Genomic DNA, 22514 nt, shown 5'->3' on the forward strand with positions numbered 1-22514 from the left:
CGCGGGGGTGGGCGGGTAAACGGGCGCCATGACGCTCGTTGCGATCCTGCGCCACCTCGCTTTTGCCGGCGGCCTTGCCCTGGTCTCCGCGGTGGTGGTCCGTGCCATGATCAACGCCCGGGTGATGGACCTGCCGAATGACCGCAGTTCCCACACCGTACCGACGCCCAGGGGCGGCGGCATGGGCATTGTCGTGGCCTTCCTGCTGGGAATCGGCTTCCTGTACGGCTTCGCCTCGTTCGCCCGGCTGGCCGATCCTTACTTCCGCGGCGTGATCATGGCCGCCATCGTCATCGCGGTGGTCGGCTTCATCGACGACCTGCGCGACTGGCCGTTTTCGGTGAAGCTGGCCGCCCAGTTGCTGGCGGCGCTGGCCGCGGTGGGCAGCGGCCTTTTCCTGCAGGTGTTTCGCATCCCCGTGCTCGGCCCGGTCGATATCGGCTGGCTCGCCGGGGCGGCGATCACGGTGGGCTGGATCCTGTTCGCCACCAACGCCATGAACTTCATCGACGGCCTGAACGGGCTGGCCGCCGGCACCACCCTGGTCGCCAGCCTCTGCCTCGCCGCGATCGCCGCCGGCCAGGGCGGCTGGTTCGTCTATTTCGCCAGCGTGCTGCTGGCCGCCGGGGTGGCCGGCTTCCTGCCCTTCAACTTCCCCCGTGCCCGCATCTTCATGGGCGATGTCGGCAGCCAGTTCTGCGGCTTCGTGCTGGCCGTGCTCGGCATCGCCGCCAGCCGGTTCGACAAGGTGGAACTGTCGTTCCTGCTGGTGCCGATGCTGCTCTCGGGCGTGCTGTTCGACGTGGCGTTCACGCTGCTGCGCCGGGCCCTGGCCGGGGAGCGGCTGACCCAGGCGCATCGCGGCCATCTCTATCAGGTGGCACAGCGATCGGGGATGGATGCGCGGCTGGTTGCCGCGACGCATTGGGGATTCGCCGCCCTGGGCGGGCTGGCCTGCCTGGGCTTCATGGCCGCCCCCGGCCCGGTCAAGCCACTGGTGCCGTTGCTGTTGCTGATCCCGCAGATCGCCTGGGCCACCTATGTCGCCGCGCGGGCGCGGCGCGCGGGGCTCGGGCGCTGGTGAGACGGGAGCGGCGCCCCCATATCGGCGCCGGTTTTTCGGAGTACCGGATGATGATCCTGCGCCGTCTCGTGCTGGCCACGCTGCTGATGATCCCCGCTGGCGCCTGGGCCCAGCAATCCCAGAATCCCAATCCGTCCTTCAACCTGGCCAACCGGGCCTCCGGCGCGGTCAAGGAGTTCTTCGCCACCCCGGCGGGGCGCGCCAACTGGGGACGTGACCGGCTGGACGGCAAGGGACTGGCCGCGGGCGCCAGCTTCCCGGTTCGCCTGCCGGCCGACGGGAACTGCATCTACGACCTGCGCGTCGTGTTCGCGGATGGGCGTTCGGAAGAACAGCGCGGCGTCAACGCTTGCAAGATCGAGACCGTTTCCGTCGGCCAGGCGACCGCCGGCGCAACCGCCCCGGCCGGCCGTGGCCTGACGCTGAAGAACGAGAGCACCAGCCCGATCACCGAGGCACTGGTGCGGCCGGTCGGCGGCAACGGGCAGCCGGTCACGAACCTCACCCAGGGCAGCACCATCGCCGCGGGCGCCGAAGGGCGGTTTGAATTGCCCGGCAACGCCTGCGTGTTCGACCTGCGTGTGAAGTTCGCGGACGGCCAGGTTCGCACGAAGAACGGTGCGGATCTTTGCCGCTCGCCCGTGCAGGGCGTCCGCTGACGCAGGCCTTGCCAGCCCTGGCGCGAAGAACCGGCGCCAGGGCTGCGGTTCGGCGCAACCTGCTGCTCTCGACACGAATCGGCACAGCCGGCTGATGCCCCCCTGACGCAACGATGATCCGGCATTTTATTGCGGTGCAGCATGCGCCGCTGCCGCCGCGGCGGCGGCGGCCGGGTCGATCCGGCTGCGCGATGCCGGTCGTGGGCTGACCACCCCGCCACGGGCGGAAAACCTTCATTCACAGTCATCGTAATCAGCAAGCAGGCCGGGGCGCCCAGATTGGCAATAAATGCAATTATTGCGCTTATACACTTTCGCAATGTTACTATATAGTAACAATTGATATGATCTAATAATGCTGCCGGCGACGCCATGGCAAGGTCAGGGGCAGCGCCGGGGTGATCACACCCGCGCAACAGGGCCGCAGGATACGGCTTCACCCGGCATCGCGACAGAGGCCCGCGCCTGTCTTACTCACACGGCCACGCCACATGGGACAGGGAAGCTGAAGGGGCCGAACTCCCGGGACGATCATTGCCACGCCATGCGGCCACGCCATGGGGCCATCCTGGTGGCGACCTGGGATCAGAGGGGCCTGGGGTCAGAGGGGAAAGCGGGGACACAGGCATCCGCGCCGCTGCGCGATGGGTCCGCGACCTTGCTGATGCGGCAGATCATCGCCGGCCAGAGGCCAGCAAAGGGAGCGCCTGCTCGAACCCGGCGCGAGCGCGGTCTTGCGACCGCGCCGTGCAGCTTGACGTCTCAGGACTGACGGCCGTCGGAGCCGTCCGACAGTCAGGCGCTGGCGACCTTCCGCGAAGAAGCAGGCGCTTCGGCGCCGGACTTTTTCGCCGTGTTCGCGGCGTCGGTCATGATCCCGCGCAGGTCACGCAGGAAGGCCGTGCCCTTGAGGGTACGCTGCACCAGCACGCTGCGCCGGTCCATCGGATCGACCTTGCGACGCGCGAGATCCAATTCCCCGAGGCGATCCAGCGCCCGGGTGATCGCCGGCTTCGAGACATTCAGATCGGCCGCGAGCCCACGCACGGTGTGTGCCCCGTCCTGCAGGTAACAGGTCAGGAATACGCCGAGTTGCCGCGCCGACAAATCGGGCCCGTCGCGGCGAACCAAGGCCACGACCGTATCTCTCAGGATGCCGACAAGCTGGTCGGCAGATGGCGAAGTTGCCATGGGTGTCTGTCCTTCTTGTTCCCCGGCGGCATAACCGCCTGTTGTTGTTGTCGCTATGCTGCCGATCGACTTACCGGCCGGCAACTGCGACCAGCCTGGGCGGCTCGAATCATGTGAAGCCTCCTCATCTACAGGCTACGACACCATAAAGGTTGCATGGTAATCTCGATCACGTTACCGTCGTGTTTCTTTCGGCACTCATTACAACGATTCTATTTTCGATCCCGCGATTAATTGCACGGATCGACTGTGCCTCTCCGCCTTCCGGTTTACCGGGGCGCGTGGAATCATTCCACGCATAGAGATCCAGGTGAACCCAGGGCGTACCAGGAGCAAGGAATCGCCGCATGAACAACGCAGCAACGACCGCACCGGCGTAAGGTTTCGCCGAGACGTTGTTAACTTCCGCAGTGCTACTGTCCAACCAGTCGTCGTAACCGTCCCAGAGCGGCAGCCGCCACAGCGGATCATGGTGACGTGAACCAGCCGCCAGCAGCGTCTCCGCCCAGCCGTCATCGGTGGCGAACAGGGCCGGCACATCCGGCCCCAGCGCCACCCGCGCGGCACCGGTCAGCGTGGCACAGTCGAGCAACAGGTCGGGCCGCTCGTCGGAGGCCTCGGCCAGCAGGTCGCACAGCACGAGCCTGCCCTCGGCATCGGTATTGCCGATCTCGACCGTCAGGCCGCGGCGCGTGCGGATCACGTCCAGCGGCCGCATCGCCCGGCCGGACACCGCGTTCTCCACGCAGCCGATGCGCACCGCGAGGCGGATCGGCAGGTCCGCTTCCATCAAAAGACGGGCAAGGCCGAGGACGCTGGCGGCCCCGCCCATATCCTTCTTCATCCGCAGCATGGCGGAGGACGGCTTGATATCGTAGCCGCCGCTGTCGAAACAGACCCCCTTGCCGCACAACGAGACCAGCGGGCTCGCCGCGGTGGCGCCGCTGCCCTGCCAGGTGAACCCGGCGACGACGGGCGAACGATCGGATCCGCGACCAACGGCGGCGATGGCGGGATAGCCGTCTTCCAGCGCCGCCCCGCTCACGTGGATCGGACTGGCCCCGTGGCGTGCGCCGAGGTCGAGCGCCGCCTGCGCCAGTTCTCCCGGACCCAGCAGGTTCGCGGGCGTGTTGACGAGATCGCGCACCATCCAGGTTGCCGCGGCCTCGCGCAGCGCCCGCTCGTGCCCCGTCACCGCAAGCTGCGCCGGCTCCCGCCGCACCGGGCGCAGCCGGTCGTAGCGATAGGCCCCGAGCAGGAAGCCGAGCGTGGCCGCCTCGGGGTCGAAATCACCCGGCTCGATCCGCCACCCGCCCGCGTCGGCCGGCAGCCGGTTGGCCAGGTCGCCGAACGCGAACGGGGAGTGATCGCCGCCCAGGCCGAGCACGGCACCGACAACCCCGCTCTCGCCCGGCAGCAGCACGAGCTCCTGCGCCCGCCCGGTGAAGCCGCATCCCCGCAGCCAGGCCGCTTCGGCGGGCGGACGGGTGGCCAGGAAGGCATCGAGCGTTCCTGGACGCACCGCGTGAACAGGACGGGTCGTCGGATCGACGGTGGTGACGGGCAGAGGCCGGTCGGGCAAGCGCGGTATCCCTCGTGAAGGCGTGCAAACGGTGAACGAAACGATGTGCGTTCACCGGCATTCCCGCAACTCCGCCACAACACCTAGATCATGAAAGATTTTCCGGCTGCCAGGGTGGACAGTGCCGTTTCGCCGGTAACGCGAAGAATTACGACGAAACGGCAATTTTTCCGTGCTTGTCTTCTCTAACGAAGTGTTGTGACCACCTGCCTTATCCGGCCGCGCCGGACAATGCGGCTTCGATCCGCCGGGCGAAGCCGGCGGGATCGCGCGGCAACTCGCCGTCCTGGATGCGCGCCAGATCGAGCAGCAGCTCGCCCGCCCCGGCGACATCGCCCCCGGCGGCCAGCTTTTCCGCCAAAGTCACGATCAGGGGATGCCGCGGATTGATTTCCAGCACCGGCGGCGCCACGAAGCCCGCCCGGCCGGCGCGCCGCAGCAGGCGCTGCATCTGCAGGTCGGGGCCGGCCGTGCCGGCCGCCAGCACCACCGCGCTCTCGACCAGCCGGTCGGTTGCACGCACCTCGCTCACGTCCTTGTCGAGCGCCGTCTTCAGCGCCGCCACCAGCGCGGTGACGTCGGCCGGCTCCCCGGCAGGGGTTTCGCCCGCCGGCAGCTTCGAGAGGTCCGCGGCGCCCTGGGTGATGCTGCGGATCGGCTTGCCATCGAACTCCTCCAGCCGTTCCGGCCAGAAGGCATCGATCGGATCGGCGAGCAGCAGCACCTCGATGCCACGGGCCCGGAAGCCCTCGAGCTGGGCGGACCGGGCGAGCGCGGCCGTATCGTCGCCGGCCAGGATGTAGATCGCCTCCTGCCCGTCCTTCATGCGACCGATGTAGTCCTCGAGCGAAGTCCAGCCCTCCACCGCCGAGGAACGGAAGCGCAGCAGCGGCGCGAGATCCTTGCGGTGCTCGCTGTCCTCCCACACGCCTTCCTTCAGCACGGCGCCGAAATTCTCCCAGAAGCCCGCGTAGGCCTCGGCTTCCTTCGCGCGCGTCCTGAGCTCGGTCAGCACCCGGTTGGTGACGGTGCGACGGATCCGCGCCAGCACCGGGGTCGCCTGCAGCATCTCGCGCGAGACGTTCAGCGGCAGGTCCTCGGTGTCGACCACGCCCTGCACGAAGCGCAGCCAGGAGGGCAGCAACTCGGCCTCGTCGGTGATGAACATGCGCCGCACATGCAGCCGCACCTTGGACGCCCGGTCATGATCCACCGGCTCGAATGGCCGGCTGCCGGGAATGAACAGCAGGGCGGAGAACTCGAGCGCCCCTTCGGCGTGCCAGTGGATGGTCGCCCAGGGGCTGTCGAAGAGATGGCCGAGATGGCGGTAGAATTCCTGGTAGGCGGCCTCCGTGACCTCGCCGCGGGACTTGCGCCACAGCGCCGTGCCTTCGTTGGCCGGCACGTCCTTGCCATCACGCTCGATGGTGATCGGAATGGTGATGTGGTCGGCCCATTTGCGGACGATCGTCTCCAGCCGCAGCGGATCGAGGTACTCCTCGGCATCGGCCTTGATGTGCAGCACCACGTCGGTGCCCGGCTCCTCGCGGCTGGCCGGGGCGATGGTGAACTCGCCCTCGCCGGCGGATGCCCAGGTCCAGGCCTCGTCGCTGCCGACCTTGCGCGAGGTCACCTCGACGCGATCGGCCACCATGAAGGCCGAATAGAAGCCGACGCCGAACTGGCCGATCAGGCTCGGCCGCTCCTCGGGCTTCGCATCGGCGAGCTTCTGGCCGAAGGCGCGGGTGCCGGACCGGGCGATGGTACCCAGATGATCGACCAGCTCCTCGCGCGACATGCCGAGGCCGCAATCGGCGATGGTGAGGGTGCGGTCGGGCTTGTGCGGCAGGATCCGGATCGTCCCCGCCTCGGGCAGCGCCAGGGCGGGATGGGTCAGGCTCTCGAAACGGCGCCGGTCGATCGCATCGGCGGCATTGGCCACCAGCTCGCGCAGGAATATCTCGCGTTCCGAATAGAGCGAATGGACCACCAGGTCGAGCAGTCGCCCGACCTCGGCCCCGAATCCATGCCGTTCGACCTGCGTGGCTGTCTCGGTCATATCGCAACTCCGGTTGTTCGCGGGCGCGCATATGCGGCGCTGCGCAAGGACTTTCAATGCGTTCCTCCGCCGGGCGGCCATTCCGCCCGGAAGCGCCGCCCGGCGCGGCATTCGGCCGCTCCCCCCGCCCGATGACCACCCGCCCCTTGCGTTCCGGGGCATCACACCCAACCATCCGGGCATGTCGGCTTTCGGAATCGGCGACCTTCCCGCCCGCGTGCGGGCCGTGCTCGGCCCGACCAACACGGGCAAGACGCATCTGGCGATCGAGCGTCTGCTGGCCCATGCGTCGGGCATCATCGGCTTCCCGCTGCGTCTGCTGGCGCGGGAGAACTACGACCGGATGGTGGCTCGCAAGGGCGCCCGCCACGTCGCGCTGATCACCGGGGAGGAAAAGATCATTCCCCCCGATGCGCGCTGGTTCTCCTGCACCGTCGAGGCGATGCCGCTCGATCGGCCGGTGGAATTCCTGGCGGTCGACGAGATCCAGCTCTGCGCCGATCCGGACCGGGGCCATGTCTTCACCGACCGCCTGCTGCACGCCCGCGGCCTGGTGGAGACGATGTTCCTCGGCGCCGAGACCATCCGCCCGCTGCTGCAGCGGCTGGTGCCGCAGGCCGAGGTGCAGACGCGGCCGCGGCTGTCGCAGCTCAGCCATGCCGGCCCGGTCAAGCTCACCCGCCTGCCGCCCCGCAGCGCCGTGGTCGCCTTCAGCGCCGCCGAGGTCTACGCCATCGCCGAGCTGATCCGCCGCCGCCGCGGTGGCTGCGCGGTGGTGATGGGACGGCTGAGCCCGCGCACGCGCAACGCCCAGGTGGCGCTCTACCAGGAAAAGGAGGTCGATTTCCTGGTGGCGACCGATGCGATCGGCATGGGCCTGAACATGGACGTCGACCATGTCGCCTTCGCCGGGCTGACCAAGTTCGACGGCCACCGGCCGCGCGGGCTGAGCGCCGCCGAGGTCGCCCAGATCGCCGGGCGCGCCGGGCGGGGCATGCGCGACGGCACTTTCGGCAGCACCGCCGACTGCCCGCCTTTGGAACCCGAACTGGCCGCCCAGGTCGAGGCGCACAGCTTCGAGCCGCTGACCCAGCTCTGCTGGCGCAGCAGCGAGCTCGATTTCACCCATGTCGACGCATTGCTGGACACGTTGCTGGCCCCGCCCCCCGGACCGGGACTGGTGCGCGGCAACGATGCGACCGACCTCGAGACCCTGGCCGCCCTGGCCCGCGAGCCGGAGATGCGCGGCCTCGCCCGTGGACGGGGCCGGGTGCGCCTGCTGTGGGACGCCTGCCAGATCCCCGATTTCCGCAAGCTGGCCGACGATAGCCACATACGTTTGTGCGCACGAGTGTTCACTCACGTCGCCCGTGACGGCCGCATCCCCACCGACTGGATCGCCGGCCAGATCGCGGCGCTGGCGCGCGCGGACGGCGATATCGACACCCTGATGCAACGGCTGGCCGGCGTGCGCGTCTGGACTTATATCGCGGCCCGCCCGGACTGGGTCGCTGACGCGGCGCACTGGCAGGGCCGGGCGCGCGAGGTCGAGGACCTGGTCTCCGACGCGCTGCATGAGCGGCTGATCGCCCGTTTCGTCGACCGCCGGGCGGCGCATCTCATGCGGCGACTGGAAGCGGGCGAACAGGAAGATCTGCTATCGGCGGTCACGCGCCGGGGCGAGGTGGTGGTGGAAGGACATCCGGTCGGCCTGATCGAGGGGTTCGGCTTCGTCCCCGACCCGTCCTGCGAAGGGGACGAGCGGCGCCTGGTGCTGCGCGCGGCCCGGCGCGCGCTGCGCGAGGAGATGCCGCGGCGGGTGCTGCGGCTGGAGGCGGCCGCGGATGCCGCCTTCACCTGGACCGACACCCACCGCCTGATCTGGGAAGGGGCGGCGGTCGGCCGCCTGCGCCGGGGCCCCGCGCCGATGCGGCCGCTGGTGGAGGTGCTCGACAGCGAGTTCCTCGACGGCGCCCAGCGCGAGCGGGTGCGCGCCCGCCTGCAGCATTTCCTGGATACCGAGATCCGCCTCGCGGTGGCGCCCTTGCTGGCGGCGGCGGAGGCGGCGGCAGGGGAAGGCACCCTGCGCGGCCCCCTGCACCGGCTGGTCGAGCGCCTGGGCGTCGTGCCGGGCGCGACCGAAGACGACATCCCCTCCGGCCTGCGCGGACGTCTGAAGCCGCTGGGGGTGCGGGCCGGCCGCTTCGCCCTGTTCCTGCCCGCCCTGCTCAAGCCCCGGGCGACCCAGGTGCGGGCGCGGCTGTGGGCGCTCTGGCACGGCGCCCCCACCCCGGAACTGCCCGCCCCCAGCCTCGTCTGCGTGGCCCCGCCCCAGGACTGGCCCCCCGGCTTCGCCGCCGCCATGGGCTGGGTCGATGTCGGCCCCCTGCTGCTGCGCCTCGACGTCGCCGAGCGGGTCGCAGCGGAGCTGGCCTTCATCGCCCGCACCCACCCCGCCCCCTTGCCCACCGACCTGCTTCCCCGCCTCGGGGTGAAGACCGATGCCGTGCCTTTGGTGATGCGGCGGCTGGGCTTCCGGCTGTTGCCTCCCCCGCCTCTGGCCGAGGGGCAGCTGGGGCCGCCGCTGCCCACCCTGGTGGCGCCGCTGCGCCGCCGGCCCCCGTCCGGGCCTGCCCCCCGGCAGCGGCGCCCCCTGCCGGCCGACGGTCCCTTCGCCGCGCTGGCGGCACTGCGGGTGTGATGGCGGCCGGGCGCCCCGACCCATCGACGGCGGGCGGCACGGAAGACCGCGACTGGCAGCGCCTGGACAAATGGCTGTGGTGCGCGCGCTTCATGAAGGCGCGGTCCGATTGCGCCCGCCTGGTCGGCGAAGGCATGGTGCGCATCAACCGCCAGCCGACCGACAAAGCGCATGCCCGGCTGCGGGTGGGCGACGTGCTGACCTTGCCGTTGCGCGGGCGGGTGCTGGTCGTCGCGGTGCGCGCCCTCGCCATCCGTCGCGGCCCCGCCACGGAAGCGCGGCTGCTATACCACGAAATTGCCCCGGCCGAGGTCGATGCGGCCCCGCCCCACACTTGCGGTAGTGACGAAACGGCGGCATACCCCGCGCCTGACCCTATTCCGACCAGGAGTCCGCAATGACCTACGTGGTCACGGAAAACTGCATCCGCTGCAAGTACATGGACTGCGTGGAAGTCTGCCCTGTGGACTGCTTCTACGTCGGCGAGAATATGTTGGTGATCCATCCGGACGAATGCATTGATTGCGGCGTCTGCGAACCGGAATGCCCGGCCGAGGCGATCGCGCCGGACAGCGACGACCGGGCTGCCGCCTGGGCGGAAACCAACCGCACCTACTCGGCGCTGTGGCCGAACATCACCCGCAAGGGCGAGCCGCCAGCCGACGCCGACGAGTGGAAGACCAAGGAAGACAAGGCCAAGCTGTTCTCGCCCGAACCGGGCGTTCCCTGATCCTGCCGTACTGCCGTCCCTGGGCGTGGTTCGTTACGCCCAGGGACGACGAGGGCCGGGCATTTCGTTGCGCGCCCGGCGCCTCCTGATCTCCCCCGGTGGCCGAACCACCCCACAAAAAATGTGCGGGTTGAGGGGGTTGCGGTCCCTTGCACCGCTTTGATCGGCTCCCCAGATCTGCATATGATATTCTCAGGGAACGGAAGAATCCGCCCTGCGGGGCACCCGATGGTTTGGTGCCCGCGGTGTGGCGGTCACGCCTTCGCTCGTGAAGGAATATCTGCGGCGCCGGTCCGGCGGCCAGGATCCTCGGGTTTGTCGGCGATCCCTCGTGCCGGCCACTCAGCACCGTAATCGGGCAGTGACGTTTCTGGAGCACGAGGTTCGCCATGAAGGCGTCCGCAGCCAGTGAGCGTAGTGCAGTCACCCGGACGGCCAGGGCGCAGCCGCCTCGCGCCGATCTGTCGAAACCGGATCGTCTGGCCGCCTTCCCGCCGGTGGGGCACCCCGGCAACACCGGCGGAAACGCCCCTTCGAAGGCCATGACGCCGCAACATCGGACCAGCGCCCCCTCTCCCGCCCGTCCACTCTCCCCTCGACCTCAGGATGCGAAGAATCCGGACGTGAAAACTGCGGAAGCGAACATTGTCCCCCCCGGCCCTCCGACACCGGCCAGCCATTCGGATCCCGTTCTCCGCCCCCTTGCCAGGGAAGAGAGCTTCGCCGAAGGCGACTACGTGGTCTATCCAACCCACGGCGTCGGCAAGATCGACAAGATCGCCATCGAGGAGATCGCCGGGCACCGCCTGGATCTGATCCACATCACCTTCGAGGAAAATCGCATGACGCTGCGGGTGCCGGTCGCCAAGGCCCGCAGCGCCGGACTGCGCAGGCTCGCCACGCAAACCAAGTTCGACGAGGCGCTCGCCGTGCTGAAAGGCCGGGCCAGGGTCAAGCGGACGATGTGGTCGCGCCGGGCTCAGGAATACGAGGCCAAGATCAATTCCGGCGACCCCATCGCCATCGCCGAGGTGGTGCGCGACCTGCACCGCAACGCCGGCCAACCCGACCAGAGCTTCTCCGAACGCCATATCTATGAATCGGCGATGGATCGCCTGGCCGCCGAGCTGGCGGCGCTGGACCGCACCGACAAGGCCAGTGCCGCGATCAAGCTGGCGAACTTCCTGAAGTCGATCTGACAAAGCAAAGGGGCCCCAGCCCTTCTGGCTGGAGCCCCTCGCCGGAAGCCGTGCCGGCGGCGCGGCGTCAGTCGCTGTTGCGGTTGCCGAGCAGCATCAGCAGCATCTGGAACAGGTTGATGAAGTTCAGATACAGGCCGAGTGCGTCGAACACGCTCCGCTTGGCGGCCTCGTCCGGGCCATAGGCATAGGCGAACTCGACGAAATCCGACTTGATCCGCTGGGTGTCGTAGGCGGTCAGGCCGGTGAACACCAGCACGCCGATGATGCTGATCACGAACTGCAGGCCGGCACTGCCCAGGAAGATATTCACCAGGCTGGCCAGCACGATGCCGAACAGCCCCATGATCAGGAAGCTGCCGAGCTTGGTCAGGTCGCGACGCGTGGCATAGCCGAAGATGCTCATCGCGGCGAAGGTGCCGGCCGTGATGAAGAACACCCGGGCGACGGAAGCGCCGGTGTAGATCAGGAAGATATTCGTCAGGCTCGCGCCCATCGCCAGGCAGAAAGCCCAATAGAGCCCCTGCACCGCGGTGGCGGAAAGCCGGTTCACACCGAAGTTCAGAACCAGGATGAAGGCCAGCGGCGCGAAGATGCTGATCCAGGCAAGGACGCCCGGCGCGTGCACCATCCGGCCGCTCGGGGTCATGGTGAGCGGGTAGAAAACCTCGAGCAGGCTGGTATTGGCGATGGCAAAGGCCACGATGCCGGTGAGCACCAGGCCGGATGCCATCCAGTTGTAGACGCGAAGCATATAGGCGCGCAGGCCTGCGTCCAGTACTGCCGCCGTCTCGGCTGCGCGGGTCGCCCCCGTGTAGGTCCGATAGTCGGGACTGAAAGCCATGGTCTGTGTTTTCCTTATCAGGCGGGATGCCTCTCGGCGATCATTTTGGGTCCGCAGGGCCGCCGATCAAGCGAAATCGACGTAATACGTTCCCTACTCGTTCCGCAACAGCGGAGCGGCCCGCGCGCGCAGCGCGGCGGCCGTTCCGGCATAGCCGAAACCCAGCATCAGCGCCACACAGCCCAGCACGGTCAATCCAAGCCGCTCCGGCAGGAATGACCAGTCCGCCCCCATCACGCCGCGTACCACCGCCCAGCTTGCCAGCGTGCCGACCAGGGCGGCGATCAGGCCCGCGGCAAGGCCAAGGATTCCAAACTCTACCAGCCAGGCCGCACGCACCTGGGACCGCGTGGCACCAAGGCTTTTGAGGATGACCGCCTCCTGGATGCGGCGCCTCTGCCCCGCCGCGACCGCCCCCGCCAGCACCAGCGCACCGGCCACCAACGTCACCGCGCCGGTCACCGAAAGGGCCGCGCCGATCTGTCCGAGCAGCGCGGCGACCGTCGCCAGCACGTCGGCCACCCGGATTCCCGAAACATTGGGCAGGGCGTCCGTCACTCTTTTTAACAACGCCGCCTGCGCCTCCGGGGCGGCGCGGACCGTCGCGATATGCGTGTGCGGCGCGCGTGCCAGCAGGCCGGGGCTCGCCACCAGGGTGAAGTTGATGTCGAGGCTGCGCCAGGCGATGTCGCGCAGGCTGGCCACCTGCAGGTCGATGTCGCGACCGAGCACGTTGACCCGGATGACGTCGCCGAGCCCTATCCCCCAGCCCCGGGCCAGGGCGGCGTCGAAGGAAACCAGCGGCCGGCCATCGTAATCGGCGGGCCACCAGGATCCGGCGACCAGCCGCGTGCCCTCCGGCATCGCCGCCGCATAGGTCAGGCCACGGTCGCCCCGCAGCGCCCAGGTCGTCTCCGGCGTGGCCTGCACCTGCTCGGCCGGCACGCCGTTCACGGCGACGATGCGCGCGCGCAGGCTGGGCACCTCGCGCAGATCCTGCACGCTGGGCATGCCGCCGACGATGCGCCGGAATTCCGGCATCTGGTCGTTCTGGATGTCGATGAAGAAGAAGCTCGGCGCCCGCTCAGGCAGTTGCTCGGCGACCTGCCGGCGCAGATTCCCTTCGATCAGCGCCACCGCCGCCAGCGTGGACAGGCCGATGCCGACGGAGACCAGCATCAGCGGTGTCGGCGCCCCCGGCCGGTGCAGATTGGAAAGCCCCAGCCGCGCCCACGGCCAGGGCGGCGCCGGCAGCCGGCGCGCCAGCCGCATCACCCCCCATGCCCCCGCGCGGAACAGCAACAGCGTCACCAGGGCCGCCAGGCAGAACCACGCCGCGAACAGCCGCTCCTGCGCCGTCGCCACGGTCAGGCCGACCAGGGCCAGCACCAGGCCGAGATTGGCCGCGATCAGCCAGCCCGGCGGACGCACCCGCTCGGGCTGCAGGGCATCGCGGAACAATGCCGCGCCGGAAATGCGCATCGCCCGCGCCAGCGGCCACAAGGCAAAGGTGGCGGCGGTCAGCAGGCCATACCCGGCCGCGAGCGCCAGCGGTTGCAGGAAGGGTCCCGGATCCGGCGCCACCGGCAGCACCCCCGACAGCGCCCACCCGGCCAGCGGCGGCAGCACCGCCCCGACCGCCAGCCCGGCCAGCACGCCAAGCCCGGCCAGCGCCAGCACCTGCACGAGGCAGATCGCGAACACCAGGACCGGCGCCGCCCCCAGGCAGCGCAAGGTCGCGATGCTGCGCGCCCGCGCCTCGATCCAGGCGGAGACCCCGTTGGCCACGCCAATGCCGCCGACCAGCAGGCTGGTCAGCCCGACCAGGGTCATGAACAGGCTGGTGCGGTCGATGAAACGGTTCACCCCCGGCGCGGCCGCCGTCGCGTCCCGGATGCGCCAGCCGGTTCCGGGGAAAGCGGCCCGCAGGTCGGTGATCGTCGTTGCCACATCCGTCCCCGGCGGCAGCACTGCCCGCAGCGCGTGCTCGGCAATGGCCCCGGGCGCCAGCAGGCCGGTCGCCGGCAGGTCGGCAAGCGCGATCAGCACGCGCGGCCCGAACAACGAGGAGGTCGAGACCCGGTCGGGCTCGGCCGTCAGCGCCGCCCGCAGCGGCAGGACCGCAGTCCCCACCCGCACCGGATCACCCGGCTGCAGCCGCAGGCGCTCGATCACCAATGGCTCGGCCCAGAAACCGCCGGCCAACCCGGCACCTTGCGGATCCGAACCGGCCTCGCCGATCAGCGGCCAGGCGGCATCCACCGCCTTCAGCTCGACCAACAGCCGCTCCCCCGAGGGCGCCACCAGCATGGAGCGCATGGTTACTACCTCGGAAACCCGCGCCCCCCTTGCCGCAAGCCAGTCCCGCAGGTCCTGCGGCAACGGGTCGGCCCCGCCCTGGACCGCCAGGTCACCACCGAGCAGGCGCGCCCCGTCACGCGCCAGGCCACGCTCGATCCCTTCCCGCAGCGTTCCGACCGCCGCAATCGCCGCCACACCCAGGGCGAGACAGGCGAGCACGATGCGCAGGCCCCTGACGCCACCGCGCAGGTCGCGGCGCGCGAGGCGAAAGATCAACCACATGGTTTGATGCATCCAATGCGGGGTTTCACCCCGCACCCGACCAGGAGGCTCCGCCTCCTGGACCTCCGCCAAGGGCGAAGCCCTTGGATCCCGGTCCCGATCACGATGCGATCCGGCCGTCGGCCACGTGGACGATGCGGCTGCAACGATGCGCGAGCGCCGGGTCGTGGGTAATCAGCATCAACGTACTGCCCCGCTCCGCCTGCAGGCTGAACAACAGGTCCATCACCGCATCGCCGGTGGCACGATCCAGGTTTCCGGTGGGCTCGTCAGCCAACAGCAGCCGCGGCGCCGCGGCGAAGGCCCTCGCCAGGGCCACACGCTGCTGTTCGCCGCCGGACAACTGGCCCGGGCGATGGGTCAGCCGGTGCCCGAGCCCGACCGCGCGCAGGCTCGCCTCGGCCTGCGCGAACGCCGCGGCCACGCCCGCGAGCTCCAGCGGAATGGCCACGTTCTCCAGCGCCGTCATGGTGGGGATCAGATGGAAGGCCTGGAACACGATGCCGACCGACTGGCGGCGGAACCGGGCCAGCGCATCCTCCGACATCGCAGTGAGATCGTTTCCGTCCACCTGGACACGGCCGCCGGTCGCGCGTTCCAGGCCAGCCAGCACCATCAGCAGACTGGTCTTGCCGGAACCCGACGGACCGACGATCCCGACCGCCTCGCCGGCGGCGACCTGCAGGTCGATGCCCTGCAGGATGTTGACCGGACCGGCGCTGGATTGCACGGTCAGGCGCAGGTCCCGCACCTCGACGAGCGGGGAACTGGCGTTCGGACCCAGGTCCGGGGCGGGGTGGGAAGGGGCGATGGCATCCATGGCACGACGATATGGCTCCCGCCGCCACGTCCTGAAAGCGGTGGCGGCGGCAACGACCCTGGTTTTTGCGCGAACCGCCCGGGCACGCACGCTGCGGCTGCTGGTGCTCGGGGATTCACTCGGCGCGGGCTACGGCCTGGCGCGGGCCGAGGGCTTCCAGGCCCAACTGGCGGCGGCGCTGCAGGCGCGCGGGCACGCGGTGACGATCCTGGACGGCGCCGTCTCCGGCGACACCACCGCGGGCGGACGGGCGCGGCTCGACTGGGCGCTTGCCGACGGCGCCGACGCGGCGCTGGTGGAACTGGGCGGCAATGACGGGCTGCGCGGGATCGACCCGTCGGCGACCGAGGCGAATCTGACGGCGATCCTGGACACGCTGGCAGCGAAACGGATTCCCGTGCTGCTCTGCGGAATGCTGGCGCCCCCCAATCTCGGGCCCGAGTACGGCCAGGCCTTCCATGCGACGTTCGAGCGGCTGGGGGCCCGCAAGGAGGTGATCTATGATCCGTTCTTCCTGCAGGGCGTGGCGCGCGATCCCGCCCTGAACCAGCCGGACGGCATCCATCCCAACCCGGAGGGCGTGCGCCGCATCGTCGCCCGCCTGCTGCCGCAGATCGAACGGCTGCTGGCGGAGGCGCGGGCGTCCTGAATGGTTTCATGCTAGTGGTGCGATCGTGTCAGTTCGATCCGCAGCATCGCGTGAATCGAAACACCATAGTAAAAGGTTCGTGCTGCGGCCGTGACGGCGCGCCCCGCCGTGGTTGCAGCACCAGGTCGCAGGCCATGAGGTTGTTTGTCGGACTCGATTTTCCCTGGGACGTGAAGCAGCAACTTGCGGCATTGGCAGGTGGCGTGCCGGGTGCGCGCTGGGTCCCGGTGGAGAACTATCATCTGACCTTGCGCTTCATCGGCGAGGTGCCCGCGCACCGGGCCGAGGAAATCGACGAGGCCCTGGCCGGGTTGCGGGCGCGCTCCTTTCCCATGAGCCTGGCCGGCATCGGCACCTTCGCCAAGGGCGGGCAGGAAAACGCGCTCTGGGTGGGGGTGGAGAAGAACCCCCAGCTCGAAGCCCTGCGCAGCAAGATCGAGACGGCCCTGCAACGGGCCGGACTGGAACCGGAACGGCGCCGCTTCTCGCCGCACGTCACCCTGGCGCGGCTGCGCGACGCGGCGGAGGCGAAGCTCGCCGGATTTGTGCAGAGCCACAACCTGCTGCGGGTCGGTCCCCTGGAAGTGGACCGCTTCGTGCTGTTCAGCTCCCGCCTGGGCAAGGAAGCATCCGTCTACACGCCGGAGGTGGAATATGGTCTCCACTGACGCGGCCCCCGCGATCGTGGTGCTGACGGGGGCCGGCATCAGCAAGGAATCGGGTCTCGCCACGTTTCGCTGCGAGGGCGGCGCCTGGCAGCAGGTGCGGATCGAGGACGTGGCCACGCCGGAAGGCTTCAGCCGCAATCCGCAACGTGTCCACGATTTCTACAACGCGCGCCGCGCCCAACTGGCCGAGGTCACGCCGAATGCGGCGCACCTGGCGCTGGCGGAGCTGGACCGGCACTGGCCGGGCGATTTCCTGCTGATCACGCAGAATGTCGACGACCTGCATGAACGCGCCGGCAGCCGCCGGCTGGTCAACATGCACGGCTCGCTGCGCCGCGCGCGCTGCCTGGGCTGCGAGGCGGTGTCGCCCTGGGAAGGCAACACGACGCTGGACAGCCGCTGCCCCGCCTGCGGCGAGGTCGGCATCATGCGACCGGACATCGTCTGGTTCGGCGAAATGCCCCAGCAGCTTGAACGGATCTATGCCGCGCTCGGCCAGTGCGAGCTGTTCCTCTCGATCGGCACCTCCGGACATGTCTACCCGGCGGCCGGGTTCGTGGCGGAAGTCCAGGGCCGGGCCCGCACCGTCGAGCTCAATCTCGAGCCGAGCAAGGGCGCCAGCCTCTTCGACGAGGTCCGGCAAGGCCCCGCCACCGAACTGGTGCCGGAATTCGTCGCCGGGCTGCTGGCGCGCTGGCGCTAGCAGTTCAGAATCAGGTTTCCTTTTCGCACCATTCCCCTGCGGGCAAGGCGCCCTCCCCACCCCCGATCCGGCGCATGGATCGGGCGATGGGGAGAGGTGGTCCGGGACCGGTCATCGCCAGATCGGACGGGATGCCTCGAACTGCGCCTGGGCACGGGAAATGCCAAGGTCCTTCAGCATGCGATCGTCAAGTTCCTCCAACTGCCGGCGCGTGACGTAATTGCGCCAGGCGATGGCAAACTTTGACGTCATCCATGACGATACTGCCGCGCCTCGCAGACGTGGCCGGGGCAGCGACCACGACAGCGTGATGATCGACATTGCAGCGTCCTCCGGTGTCTTTCGAATCCTCTGATGACACCAGAATGGGGAACGCCACCGGATAACGGAAATGAATTGTCTGGATGGATTCCATCAGATATCTTGATACCCATGTCGCTCCCCCCCGGGCTGGACCCCGATCTGCTGCGTGCCTTCGCCTTCATCGCGGAGGAAGGCAGCTTCACCCGCGCCGCCGAGCGTGTCGGGCGGACGCAATCGGCGGTGTCGATGCAGGTGCAGCGCCTGGAGGCGCTGCTGGGCCAGAAGCTCCTGCTGCGCGGCAAGGGCGGGGCGGTCACGCTCACGCCGCATGGCCACTACCTGCTCGAGCGCGCGCGTGACTTCCTGGCGGTGAACGACGAGATCTGGGCGGCGTTCCGGGCCCCGCACGTGCAGGGCACGGTGCGGCTGGGCACGCCGGACGATTATGCGTTGCGCTACCTGCCCCAGGTGCTGAAGCGCTTCGCCGACAGCCATCCGGCGGTGGATGTGGAAGTGCTGTGCGCGCCGTCCAACGAACTGGGGGAACGGCTGCGCGCGGGCGAGCTCGACCTGACGCTGTGCACGGAGGGCAATGAACCGAAGGCCTGGAAGGCGGCCGAGCTCTGGCGCGGGCCGCTGCGCTGGGTGACGTCGTCGCGGCATGCGCCGCACCGGCTCGATCCGCTGCCGGTGGCGCTGGCGCGGATGCAGTGCAGTTGGCGGCAGGCCGCCCTGGGATCGCTGGAACGGGCGGGAATTCGTTATCGGGTCGCCTATACCTCGGCAACCCTGGCCGGCACGCATGCCCCGGTGGTGGCCGGGCTCGCCGTCACCGTCTCGGCCATCGACTGGGTGCCGGAAGGGCTGCGCGTCGTGCCCCATGGCGAGCGGCTGCCGGAACTGCCGGAAACGGCGATCCTGTTGCTGAAGGGGCGGGAAGCGCGCCAGCCGGTGACGGATGTGCTGGAGACGCACATCATCGAGACCTTCCGGGCCGAGACGCGCCGCACCGGCAACGGCCTCGCCGCGGCGTGACCGGTGAGCGGCTGGCGGCGGTTGCCGCCGAGGCGCGGGCCTGCACGCGCTGCAACGACCTGCCGCTCGGGCCGCGGCCGGTCTTCCGGGTCTCGCCGACCGCACGGCTGCTGATCATCGGGCAGGCGCCGGGGACGAAGGTGCACGAGACCGGCATTCCCTGGAACGACCACTCCGGTGACCGGCTTCGAAGCTGGCTGGGGATGGACCGCGACACGTTCTACGACGCCGGCCGGATCGCCATCGTGCCGACGGGGCTTTGCTATCCGGGACGGCTGCCCGGCGGGGGCGATGCGCCGCCGAAGCCAATCTGCGCCCCCACCTGGCATGCCCGCCTGCTGCCGCTGATGCCGGCGGTCGGGCTGACGCTGCTGGTGGGCTCCTACGCCCAGGCCCTCGTCGCGGGGCCTGGCGAGGTTACGGGCCGGGTCCGGAATTTCCGCGACTGGCTGCCACGCCATTTCCCCCTGCCCCACCCGTCCTGGCGGACCACCGCATGGGAGCGCCGCAACCCGTGGTTCACCGCCGAAGTGCTGCCGGTGCTGCGCAAGCGCGTCGGCAGGCTGGTCGGGCAGGATCCGGGCGGCGGCGCGGCGGGTTAATCCATCTCCCGTTCCAGTGCCTCGATCTCGGCATCGGAGAAGCCGAAATGGTGCGCCACCTCATGCACCAGTACGTTGCGGACCAGATCATAGAGATCCACGCCGGTTTCGATCCACTCCAGCAGGATCGGCTGGCGATAGAGCAGGATCAGGTCGGGCATGCGGGCGATGTCGTCGACGCTGCGCTGGTGCAGCGGCGTGCCTCGGTAAAGCCCGGTCAGCTCCCAGGCGGATTCCAGTTCGAGCTCATCCAGCGTCTCGTCGTCGGGCAATTCCTCGACGTGGATGCCGACGCCGGCCACGTGGCGGCGCAGCCGGGCGGGAATGGCGGCGAGCGCGCGCTCGGCCAGTGCCACGATATGCCCGGCGTCGGGAGGGGTGGTGAAACCCGGAGCCTGCTCGGCCTGCGTCATGGCAACAGTGCCGCATGCCCGCGGCGGACGGTCAAGAGCGGGATGCGGGCAGCGCGGGGGCGCCGGTCTCCTGTTGCATGCGCTGCAGGAGATCGGCCAGCGTGACGTCGGCAAGTGCCGCCTGGAACGCCTTCTCGGTGGTCGCAAAGGCATGGGAGAGCGTGGCATGGATGCGCCGCCCCTCGGCGTCGCCGCCGCCGGCGTGCATCGGGATCAGCGGCCGCACGCTGCCGGCATCCACCGCATGCCATATGTCGGCGAGCGTGACCGCAGCGGCCGGGCGGGCAAGGCCGGCCCCGCCCGGGCCGCGACGGATGCGCAGCAGCTCGGCGCGGGCCAGTTGGGCCGTGATGCGACGAATGACGACCGGGTTCGTCCGCAGACGTCCGGCCAGACGGAGACTGGTCACGGTTGCACCCTCTCCTGCGAGCGCGAGCAATAGCAGGATGTGCACCGCGACCGCGAAACGAGTAGCGATCATTACCAGCGCGGAAAAATGGAGCCGGCGACACGCTTCCACCGCGCCACCACAATTGCCATTAAGTTCCTGATGACCGGACCCGTTTCAGGGATCACTTTTGCGGAGCGTGCCCAGGCGGTGCGCCGCGCCGCCACGCGGCTTTGCCTGCTGTTGGGCTGGGCGCCGCTGCACGAGGTGCCGTTGCCCAACGGGCGGCGCGCCGACATCCTGGCGTTGCGGCCGGATGGCGGCTTTGCCTGCATCGAGGTCAAATCCGGCAGTCGTGATTTTCTGTCGGACCAGAAATGGCAGGATTATCGGGCGTTTTGCGACGCGCTTTACTTCGCGGTGGACAGCGATTTCCCGCTGGACCTGCTGCCCGCCGACACTGGCCTCGTGGTCGCGGCCGACCTGACCGCGGAGGTGATCCGCGACGCCCCGGCGCATCCCCTGGCCGCGTCCCGTCGCCGCAGCCTGCTGCAGCGCTTTGCCACTCTCGCCGCCTCGCGCCTCGTGCTCTGCGAGGACCCCGGGGCGGCTGTCGCCCTGCGCACGGCGCTGCGGCCTGAATGAATGCCGCGCAGCGCGAATGGGATCCAAGGGCCTTGTGGCCGTCACGCGACCGCGTGCGTGCGCACGACGTGGGTCAAGGGCGAAGCCCTTGCCTTAATCCATCGCCGCGTGTGTCCCGGTGACTTCTTTGGAGCGCCGGACCCGCCGCATCAGCGGGATGAACAGCAGCGGCAGCAGGGTTGCCAGCATCATCAGCCGGTAATCGTCGGTATAGGCAATGATCTGTGCCTGTCGGTTGATCATCGTGTCCAGCAGGCCGGCGCCGGCCGGTGTGGTCGGGTCGAGCCACTGGCTTGCGGCGTCGCCGGCCTGCAGCACCCGGTTGAACGGAGTGATGTGCGCCGCAAGGTCGGCATGTGAGACCTGGGTCAGCTGGGCGAGCGAGAACGAGGTCACGGAGACGCCCACTGCCATGCCGATATTGCGGAACAGGCTGAGCAAGGCGGCGCCATCCCCGCGCAGGGCGGGCGCAAGGGTGGCAAAGGCGAGCACCGAAAGGGGATTGAAGATGATGCCCATCGCGAAGCCCTGGATGACGATGGTGAGGATCAGCCGGCTTTGGGCGATGTCGGGCGTCCACAGGCTCATGTCGTAGAGCGACCAGGACAGCAGCAGCAGGCCCAGCCCCATCAGCTTGCGCTGGTCGACGCGGGCGCCGATGCGTCCGGCGATCATCATGGCCGCCATGGTGCCGATCCCGCGTGGCGCCATCACCAGCCCCGCCTGCTCCACCGGATAATCCGCCAGTTTCTGCAGATAGGGCGCGAGCAGGGCGGAACTGGCCAGCAGCACCAGGCCGATCGCGAACATCATCACCAGCGCCGCGATGAAATTGCGGTCGCGGAACACCCTGGGCGGCAGGAACGGCTTCTCCGCCGTCAGCATGTGCGTGACGAACAGGTAGAGTCCCAGCCCTGCCAGCACGGCCTCGGTGATGATCTCGGGGGAGCCGAACCAGTCCTGGTCCTGGCCGCGGTCGAGCATGAGCTGGAACGCACCGATCCCGAGCGCGAGCACGGCGAAGCCGGTCCAGTCGAAGCGCATCTCCGCGTTCACGCGGTCCTTCGGCATGAACAGCACCAGCCCGGCGATGGCGATCAGGCCGAAGGGCAGGTTCACGTAGAACACCCACCGCCAGTTATAGTACTCGGTGAGGTAGCCGCCGAGCGTCGGGCCAAGGATCGGCCCCACCATCACGCCCATGCCCCACAGCGCCATGGCCGCGGCGCGGCGCTCGGCCGGGTAGATGTCCAGCATGGTCGATTGCGAGAGCGGCACCAGTGCCGCGCCGAACACGCCCTGCAGCAGGCGGAACAGCACCATCTGCCCGAGCGACTGCGCCGCGCCGCACAGCATGGAGGCCAGGGTGAAGCCGGCGAGGCAGATGATGAACAGGTTCTTGCGGCCGAACCGGGCGGCGAGCCAGCCGACCGGCGCGGTCATGATCGCCGCGGCGATCACGTAGGACGTGAGCACCCAGGTGATCTGGTCGCTGGTCGCGGCCAGGCTGCCCTGCATGTAGGGTAGCGCCACGTTGGCGATGGTGGAATCCAGCGCCTGCATCAGCGTGGCCACCATCGTGCAGGCGGTGATCAGGCCACGATGCGGGATGGGATCGTCGGACATGCTGCGGGGGCCGTTGCCCCCTCCCGCGCC

The 22514-nt window shown here is 69.2% G+C and carries 22 protein-coding genes; 12 read left to right on the forward strand and 10 right to left on the reverse strand.

Features of this window, described 5'->3' with window-relative positions; genetic code table 11:
- The first annotated feature begins 28 nt into the window (after positions 1 to 28).
- Positions 29 to 1084, forward strand: coding sequence for a glycosyltransferase family 4 protein (locus NBY65_RS04570; RefSeq protein WP_150039411.1), 1056 nt, complete (start codon positions 29 to 31; stop codon positions 1082 to 1084).
- Between the two features lie 47 nt (positions 1085 to 1131).
- Positions 1132 to 1743 carry a hypothetical protein gene (locus NBY65_RS04575; protein ID WP_150039412.1) on the forward strand — a complete coding sequence of 204 codons (612 nt, stop codon included), beginning with the start codon at positions 1132 to 1134 and terminating at the stop codon, positions 1741 to 1743.
- A gap of 795 nt (positions 1744 to 2538) precedes the next feature.
- On the opposite strand, the gene NBY65_RS04580 is transcribed toward NBY65_RS04575, so the two are convergent.
- From NBY65_RS04580 to htpG, 3 genes are all read right to left on the reverse strand, one after another.
- Positions 2539 to 2934, reverse strand: coding sequence for a MarR family transcriptional regulator (locus NBY65_RS04580; RefSeq protein WP_150039413.1), 396 nt, complete (start codon positions 2932 to 2934; stop codon positions 2539 to 2541).
- Between the two features lie 169 nt (positions 2935 to 3103).
- On the reverse strand, positions 3104 to 4516 hold the full coding sequence (locus tag NBY65_RS04585) for a leucyl aminopeptidase family protein (protein ID WP_150039414.1): 1413 nt from the start codon (positions 4514 to 4516) through the stop codon (positions 3104 to 3106).
- A 211-nt stretch (positions 4517 to 4727) separates the two neighbouring features.
- A complete protein-coding gene (gene htpG, locus NBY65_RS04590; protein ID WP_150039415.1) occupies positions 4728 to 6575 on the reverse strand; it encodes a molecular chaperone HtpG in 1848 nt (615 codons plus the stop codon).
- A gap of 181 nt (positions 6576 to 6756) precedes the next feature.
- Between htpG and NBY65_RS04595 the strand changes: the two genes are divergently transcribed.
- The 4 genes from NBY65_RS04595 to NBY65_RS04610 all read left to right on the forward strand — a co-directional run bounded on the left by NBY65_RS04595 (position 6757) and on the right by NBY65_RS04610 (position 11205).
- The gene (locus tag NBY65_RS04595) at positions 6757 to 9276 is read left to right on the forward strand and encodes a helicase-related protein (protein WP_150039416.1); all 2520 of its coding nucleotides are present in this window, start codon (positions 6757 to 6759) and stop codon (positions 9274 to 9276) included.
- A complete protein-coding gene (locus tag NBY65_RS04600) occupies positions 9276 to 9677 on the forward strand; it encodes an RNA-binding S4 domain-containing protein (protein ID WP_239002682.1) in 402 nt (133 codons plus the stop codon). The genes NBY65_RS04595 and NBY65_RS04600 overlap by 1 nt, the downstream gene beginning before the upstream one ends.
- Positions 9674 to 10006 (forward strand): ferredoxin FdxA, encoded by a 333-nt coding sequence (gene fdxA, locus NBY65_RS04605; protein WP_150039417.1) that lies wholly within the window; start codon positions 9674 to 9676, stop codon positions 10004 to 10006. Before NBY65_RS04600 ends, fdxA begins: the two co-directional genes overlap by 4 nt.
- 623 nt (positions 10007 to 10629) lie before the next feature.
- Entirely contained in the window at positions 10630 to 11205 is a 576-nt protein-coding gene (locus tag NBY65_RS04610) for a CarD family transcriptional regulator (RefSeq protein ID WP_239002683.1), read from the forward strand.
- A 67-nt stretch (positions 11206 to 11272) separates the two neighbouring features.
- Here NBY65_RS04610 and NBY65_RS04615 read toward each other — a convergent pair whose 3' ends face one another.
- From NBY65_RS04615 to NBY65_RS04625, 3 genes are all read right to left on the reverse strand, one after another.
- Positions 11273 to 12049: a Bax inhibitor-1/YccA family protein gene (locus NBY65_RS04615; RefSeq protein WP_150039418.1), complete on the reverse strand. Its 777-nt coding sequence runs from the start codon at positions 12047 to 12049 to the stop codon at positions 11273 to 11275.
- A gap of 93 nt (positions 12050 to 12142) precedes the next feature.
- Positions 12143 to 14632, reverse strand: a complete 2490-nt coding sequence (locus NBY65_RS04620) for an ABC transporter permease (protein WP_239002684.1) — start codon at positions 14630 to 14632, stop codon at positions 12143 to 12145.
- A 100-nt stretch (positions 14633 to 14732) separates the two neighbouring features.
- On the reverse strand, positions 14733 to 15452 hold the full coding sequence (locus NBY65_RS04625; RefSeq protein ID WP_150039420.1) for an ABC transporter ATP-binding protein: 720 nt from the start codon (positions 15450 to 15452) through the stop codon (positions 14733 to 14735).
- Here NBY65_RS04625 and NBY65_RS04630 point away from each other — a divergent pair.
- The 3 genes from NBY65_RS04630 (at position 15451) to NBY65_RS04640 (ending at position 17472) form a co-directional block, all read left to right on the forward strand.
- The gene (locus tag NBY65_RS04630; RefSeq protein WP_150039421.1) at positions 15451 to 16101 is read left to right on the forward strand and encodes an arylesterase; all 651 of its coding nucleotides are present in this window, start codon (positions 15451 to 15453) and stop codon (positions 16099 to 16101) included. The genes NBY65_RS04625 and NBY65_RS04630 overlap by 2 nt on opposite strands.
- A 134-nt stretch (positions 16102 to 16235) precedes the next feature.
- On the forward strand, positions 16236 to 16769 hold the full coding sequence (gene thpR / locus NBY65_RS04635; RefSeq protein ID WP_150039422.1) for an RNA 2',3'-cyclic phosphodiesterase: 534 nt from the start codon (positions 16236 to 16238) through the stop codon (positions 16767 to 16769).
- Positions 16756 to 17472: an NAD-dependent deacylase gene (locus NBY65_RS04640; protein WP_150039423.1), complete on the forward strand. Its 717-nt coding sequence runs from the start codon at positions 16756 to 16758 to the stop codon at positions 17470 to 17472. The genes thpR and NBY65_RS04640 overlap by 14 nt, the downstream gene beginning before the upstream one ends.
- A 111-nt stretch (positions 17473 to 17583) precedes the next feature.
- Here the strand turns inward: NBY65_RS04640 and NBY65_RS04645 are convergent, their stop codons facing one another.
- Positions 17584 to 17724: a DUF1127 domain-containing protein gene (locus NBY65_RS04645; RefSeq protein WP_239002685.1), complete on the reverse strand. Its 141-nt coding sequence runs from the start codon at positions 17722 to 17724 to the stop codon at positions 17584 to 17586.
- Positions 17725 to 17904: 180 nt separating this feature from the next.
- Between NBY65_RS04645 and NBY65_RS04650 the strand changes: the two genes are divergently transcribed.
- Together NBY65_RS04650 and NBY65_RS04655 are read left to right on the forward strand one after the other, a co-directional pair.
- Entirely contained in the window at positions 17905 to 18810 is a 906-nt protein-coding gene (locus NBY65_RS04650; RefSeq protein ID WP_162530426.1) for a LysR substrate-binding domain-containing protein, read from the forward strand.
- Positions 18807 to 19412, forward strand: coding sequence for a uracil-DNA glycosylase family protein (locus NBY65_RS04655; RefSeq protein ID WP_150039426.1), 606 nt, complete (start codon positions 18807 to 18809; stop codon positions 19410 to 19412). The genes NBY65_RS04650 and NBY65_RS04655 overlap by 4 nt, the downstream gene beginning before the upstream one ends.
- Here NBY65_RS04655 and NBY65_RS04660 read toward each other — a convergent pair.
- Both NBY65_RS04660 and NBY65_RS04665 read right to left on the reverse strand, forming a co-directional pair.
- On the reverse strand, positions 19409 to 19825 hold the full coding sequence (locus NBY65_RS04660; RefSeq protein WP_150039427.1) for a metallopeptidase family protein: 417 nt from the start codon (positions 19823 to 19825) through the stop codon (positions 19409 to 19411). The two genes, NBY65_RS04655 and NBY65_RS04660, sit on opposite strands and share 4 nt — an antisense overlap.
- Positions 19826 to 19856: 31 nt before the next feature.
- Entirely contained in the window at positions 19857 to 20306 is a 450-nt protein-coding gene (locus NBY65_RS04665; protein WP_150039428.1) for an Rrf2 family transcriptional regulator, read from the reverse strand.
- Positions 20307 to 20375: 69 nt separating this feature from the next.
- Between NBY65_RS04665 and NBY65_RS04670 the strand changes: the two genes are divergently transcribed.
- Positions 20376 to 20858, forward strand: coding sequence for an MmcB family DNA repair protein (locus tag NBY65_RS04670; RefSeq protein ID WP_150039429.1), 483 nt, complete (start codon positions 20376 to 20378; stop codon positions 20856 to 20858).
- A 93-nt stretch (positions 20859 to 20951) separates the two neighbouring features.
- Here the strand turns inward: NBY65_RS04670 and NBY65_RS04675 are convergent, their stop codons facing one another.
- Positions 20952 to 22484 (reverse strand): DHA2 family efflux MFS transporter permease subunit, encoded by a 1533-nt coding sequence (locus NBY65_RS04675; RefSeq protein ID WP_150039430.1) that lies wholly within the window; start codon positions 22482 to 22484, stop codon positions 20952 to 20954.
- Between the last annotated feature and the right edge of the window lie 30 nt (positions 22485 to 22514).

Source organism: Rhodovastum atsumiense (assembly GCF_937425535.1).
Classification (GTDB): Bacteria; Pseudomonadota; Alphaproteobacteria; order Acetobacterales; family Acetobacteraceae; genus Rhodovastum; species Rhodovastum atsumiense.

Bases quoted from the DNA above. Each gene is read 5' to 3' on its own strand.
- NBY65_RS04570 (WP_150039411.1), top strand. From the start codon at position 29: ATGACGCTCGTTGCGATCCTGCGCCACCTCGCTTTTGCCGGCGGCCTT.
- NBY65_RS04575 (WP_150039412.1), top strand. From the start codon at position 1,132: ATGATGATCCTGCGCCGTCTCGTGCTGGCCACGCTGCTGATGATCCCC.
- NBY65_RS04580 (WP_150039413.1), bottom strand. From the start codon at position 2,934: ATGGCAACTTCGCCATCTGCCGACCAGCTTGTCGGCATCCTGAGAGAT.
- htpG (WP_150039415.1), bottom strand. From the start codon at position 6,575: ATGACCGAGACAGCCACGCAGGTCGAACGGCATGGATTCGGGGCCGAG.
- NBY65_RS04595 (WP_150039416.1), top strand. From the start codon at position 6,757: ATGTCGGCTTTCGGAATCGGCGACCTTCCCGCCCGCGTGCGGGCCGTG.
- NBY65_RS04600 (WP_239002682.1), top strand. From the start codon at position 9,276: ATGGCGGCCGGGCGCCCCGACCCATCGACGGCGGGCGGCACGGAAGAC.
- fdxA (WP_150039417.1), top strand. From the start codon at position 9,674: ATGACCTACGTGGTCACGGAAAACTGCATCCGCTGCAAGTACATGGAC.
- NBY65_RS04615 (WP_150039418.1), bottom strand. From the start codon at position 12,049: ATGGCTTTCAGTCCCGACTATCGGACCTACACGGGGGCGACCCGCGCA.
- NBY65_RS04620 (WP_239002684.1), bottom strand. From the start codon at position 14,632: ATGTGGTTGATCTTTCGCCTCGCGCGCCGCGACCTGCGCGGTGGCGTC.
- NBY65_RS04630 (WP_150039421.1), top strand. From the start codon at position 15,451: ATGGCACGACGATATGGCTCCCGCCGCCACGTCCTGAAAGCGGTGGCG.
- NBY65_RS04625 (WP_150039420.1), bottom strand. From the start codon at position 15,452: ATGGATGCCATCGCCCCTTCCCACCCCGCCCCGGACCTGGGTCCGAAC.
- thpR (WP_150039422.1), top strand. From the start codon at position 16,236: ATGAGGTTGTTTGTCGGACTCGATTTTCCCTGGGACGTGAAGCAGCAA.
- NBY65_RS04640 (WP_150039423.1), top strand. From the start codon at position 16,756: ATGGTCTCCACTGACGCGGCCCCCGCGATCGTGGTGCTGACGGGGGCC.
- NBY65_RS04645 (WP_239002685.1), bottom strand. From the start codon at position 17,724: ATGACGTCAAAGTTTGCCATCGCCTGGCGCAATTACGTCACGCGCCGG.
- NBY65_RS04650 (WP_162530426.1), top strand. From the start codon at position 17,905: ATGTCGCTCCCCCCCGGGCTGGACCCCGATCTGCTGCGTGCCTTCGCC.
- NBY65_RS04660 (WP_150039427.1), bottom strand. From the start codon at position 19,825: ATGACGCAGGCCGAGCAGGCTCCGGGTTTCACCACCCCTCCCGACGCC.
- NBY65_RS04665 (WP_150039428.1), bottom strand. From the start codon at position 20,306: ATGATCGCTACTCGTTTCGCGGTCGCGGTGCACATCCTGCTATTGCTC.
- NBY65_RS04670 (WP_150039429.1), top strand. From the start codon at position 20,376: ATGACCGGACCCGTTTCAGGGATCACTTTTGCGGAGCGTGCCCAGGCG.
- NBY65_RS04675 (WP_150039430.1), bottom strand. From the start codon at position 22,484: ATGTCCGACGATCCCATCCCGCATCGTGGCCTGATCACCGCCTGCACG.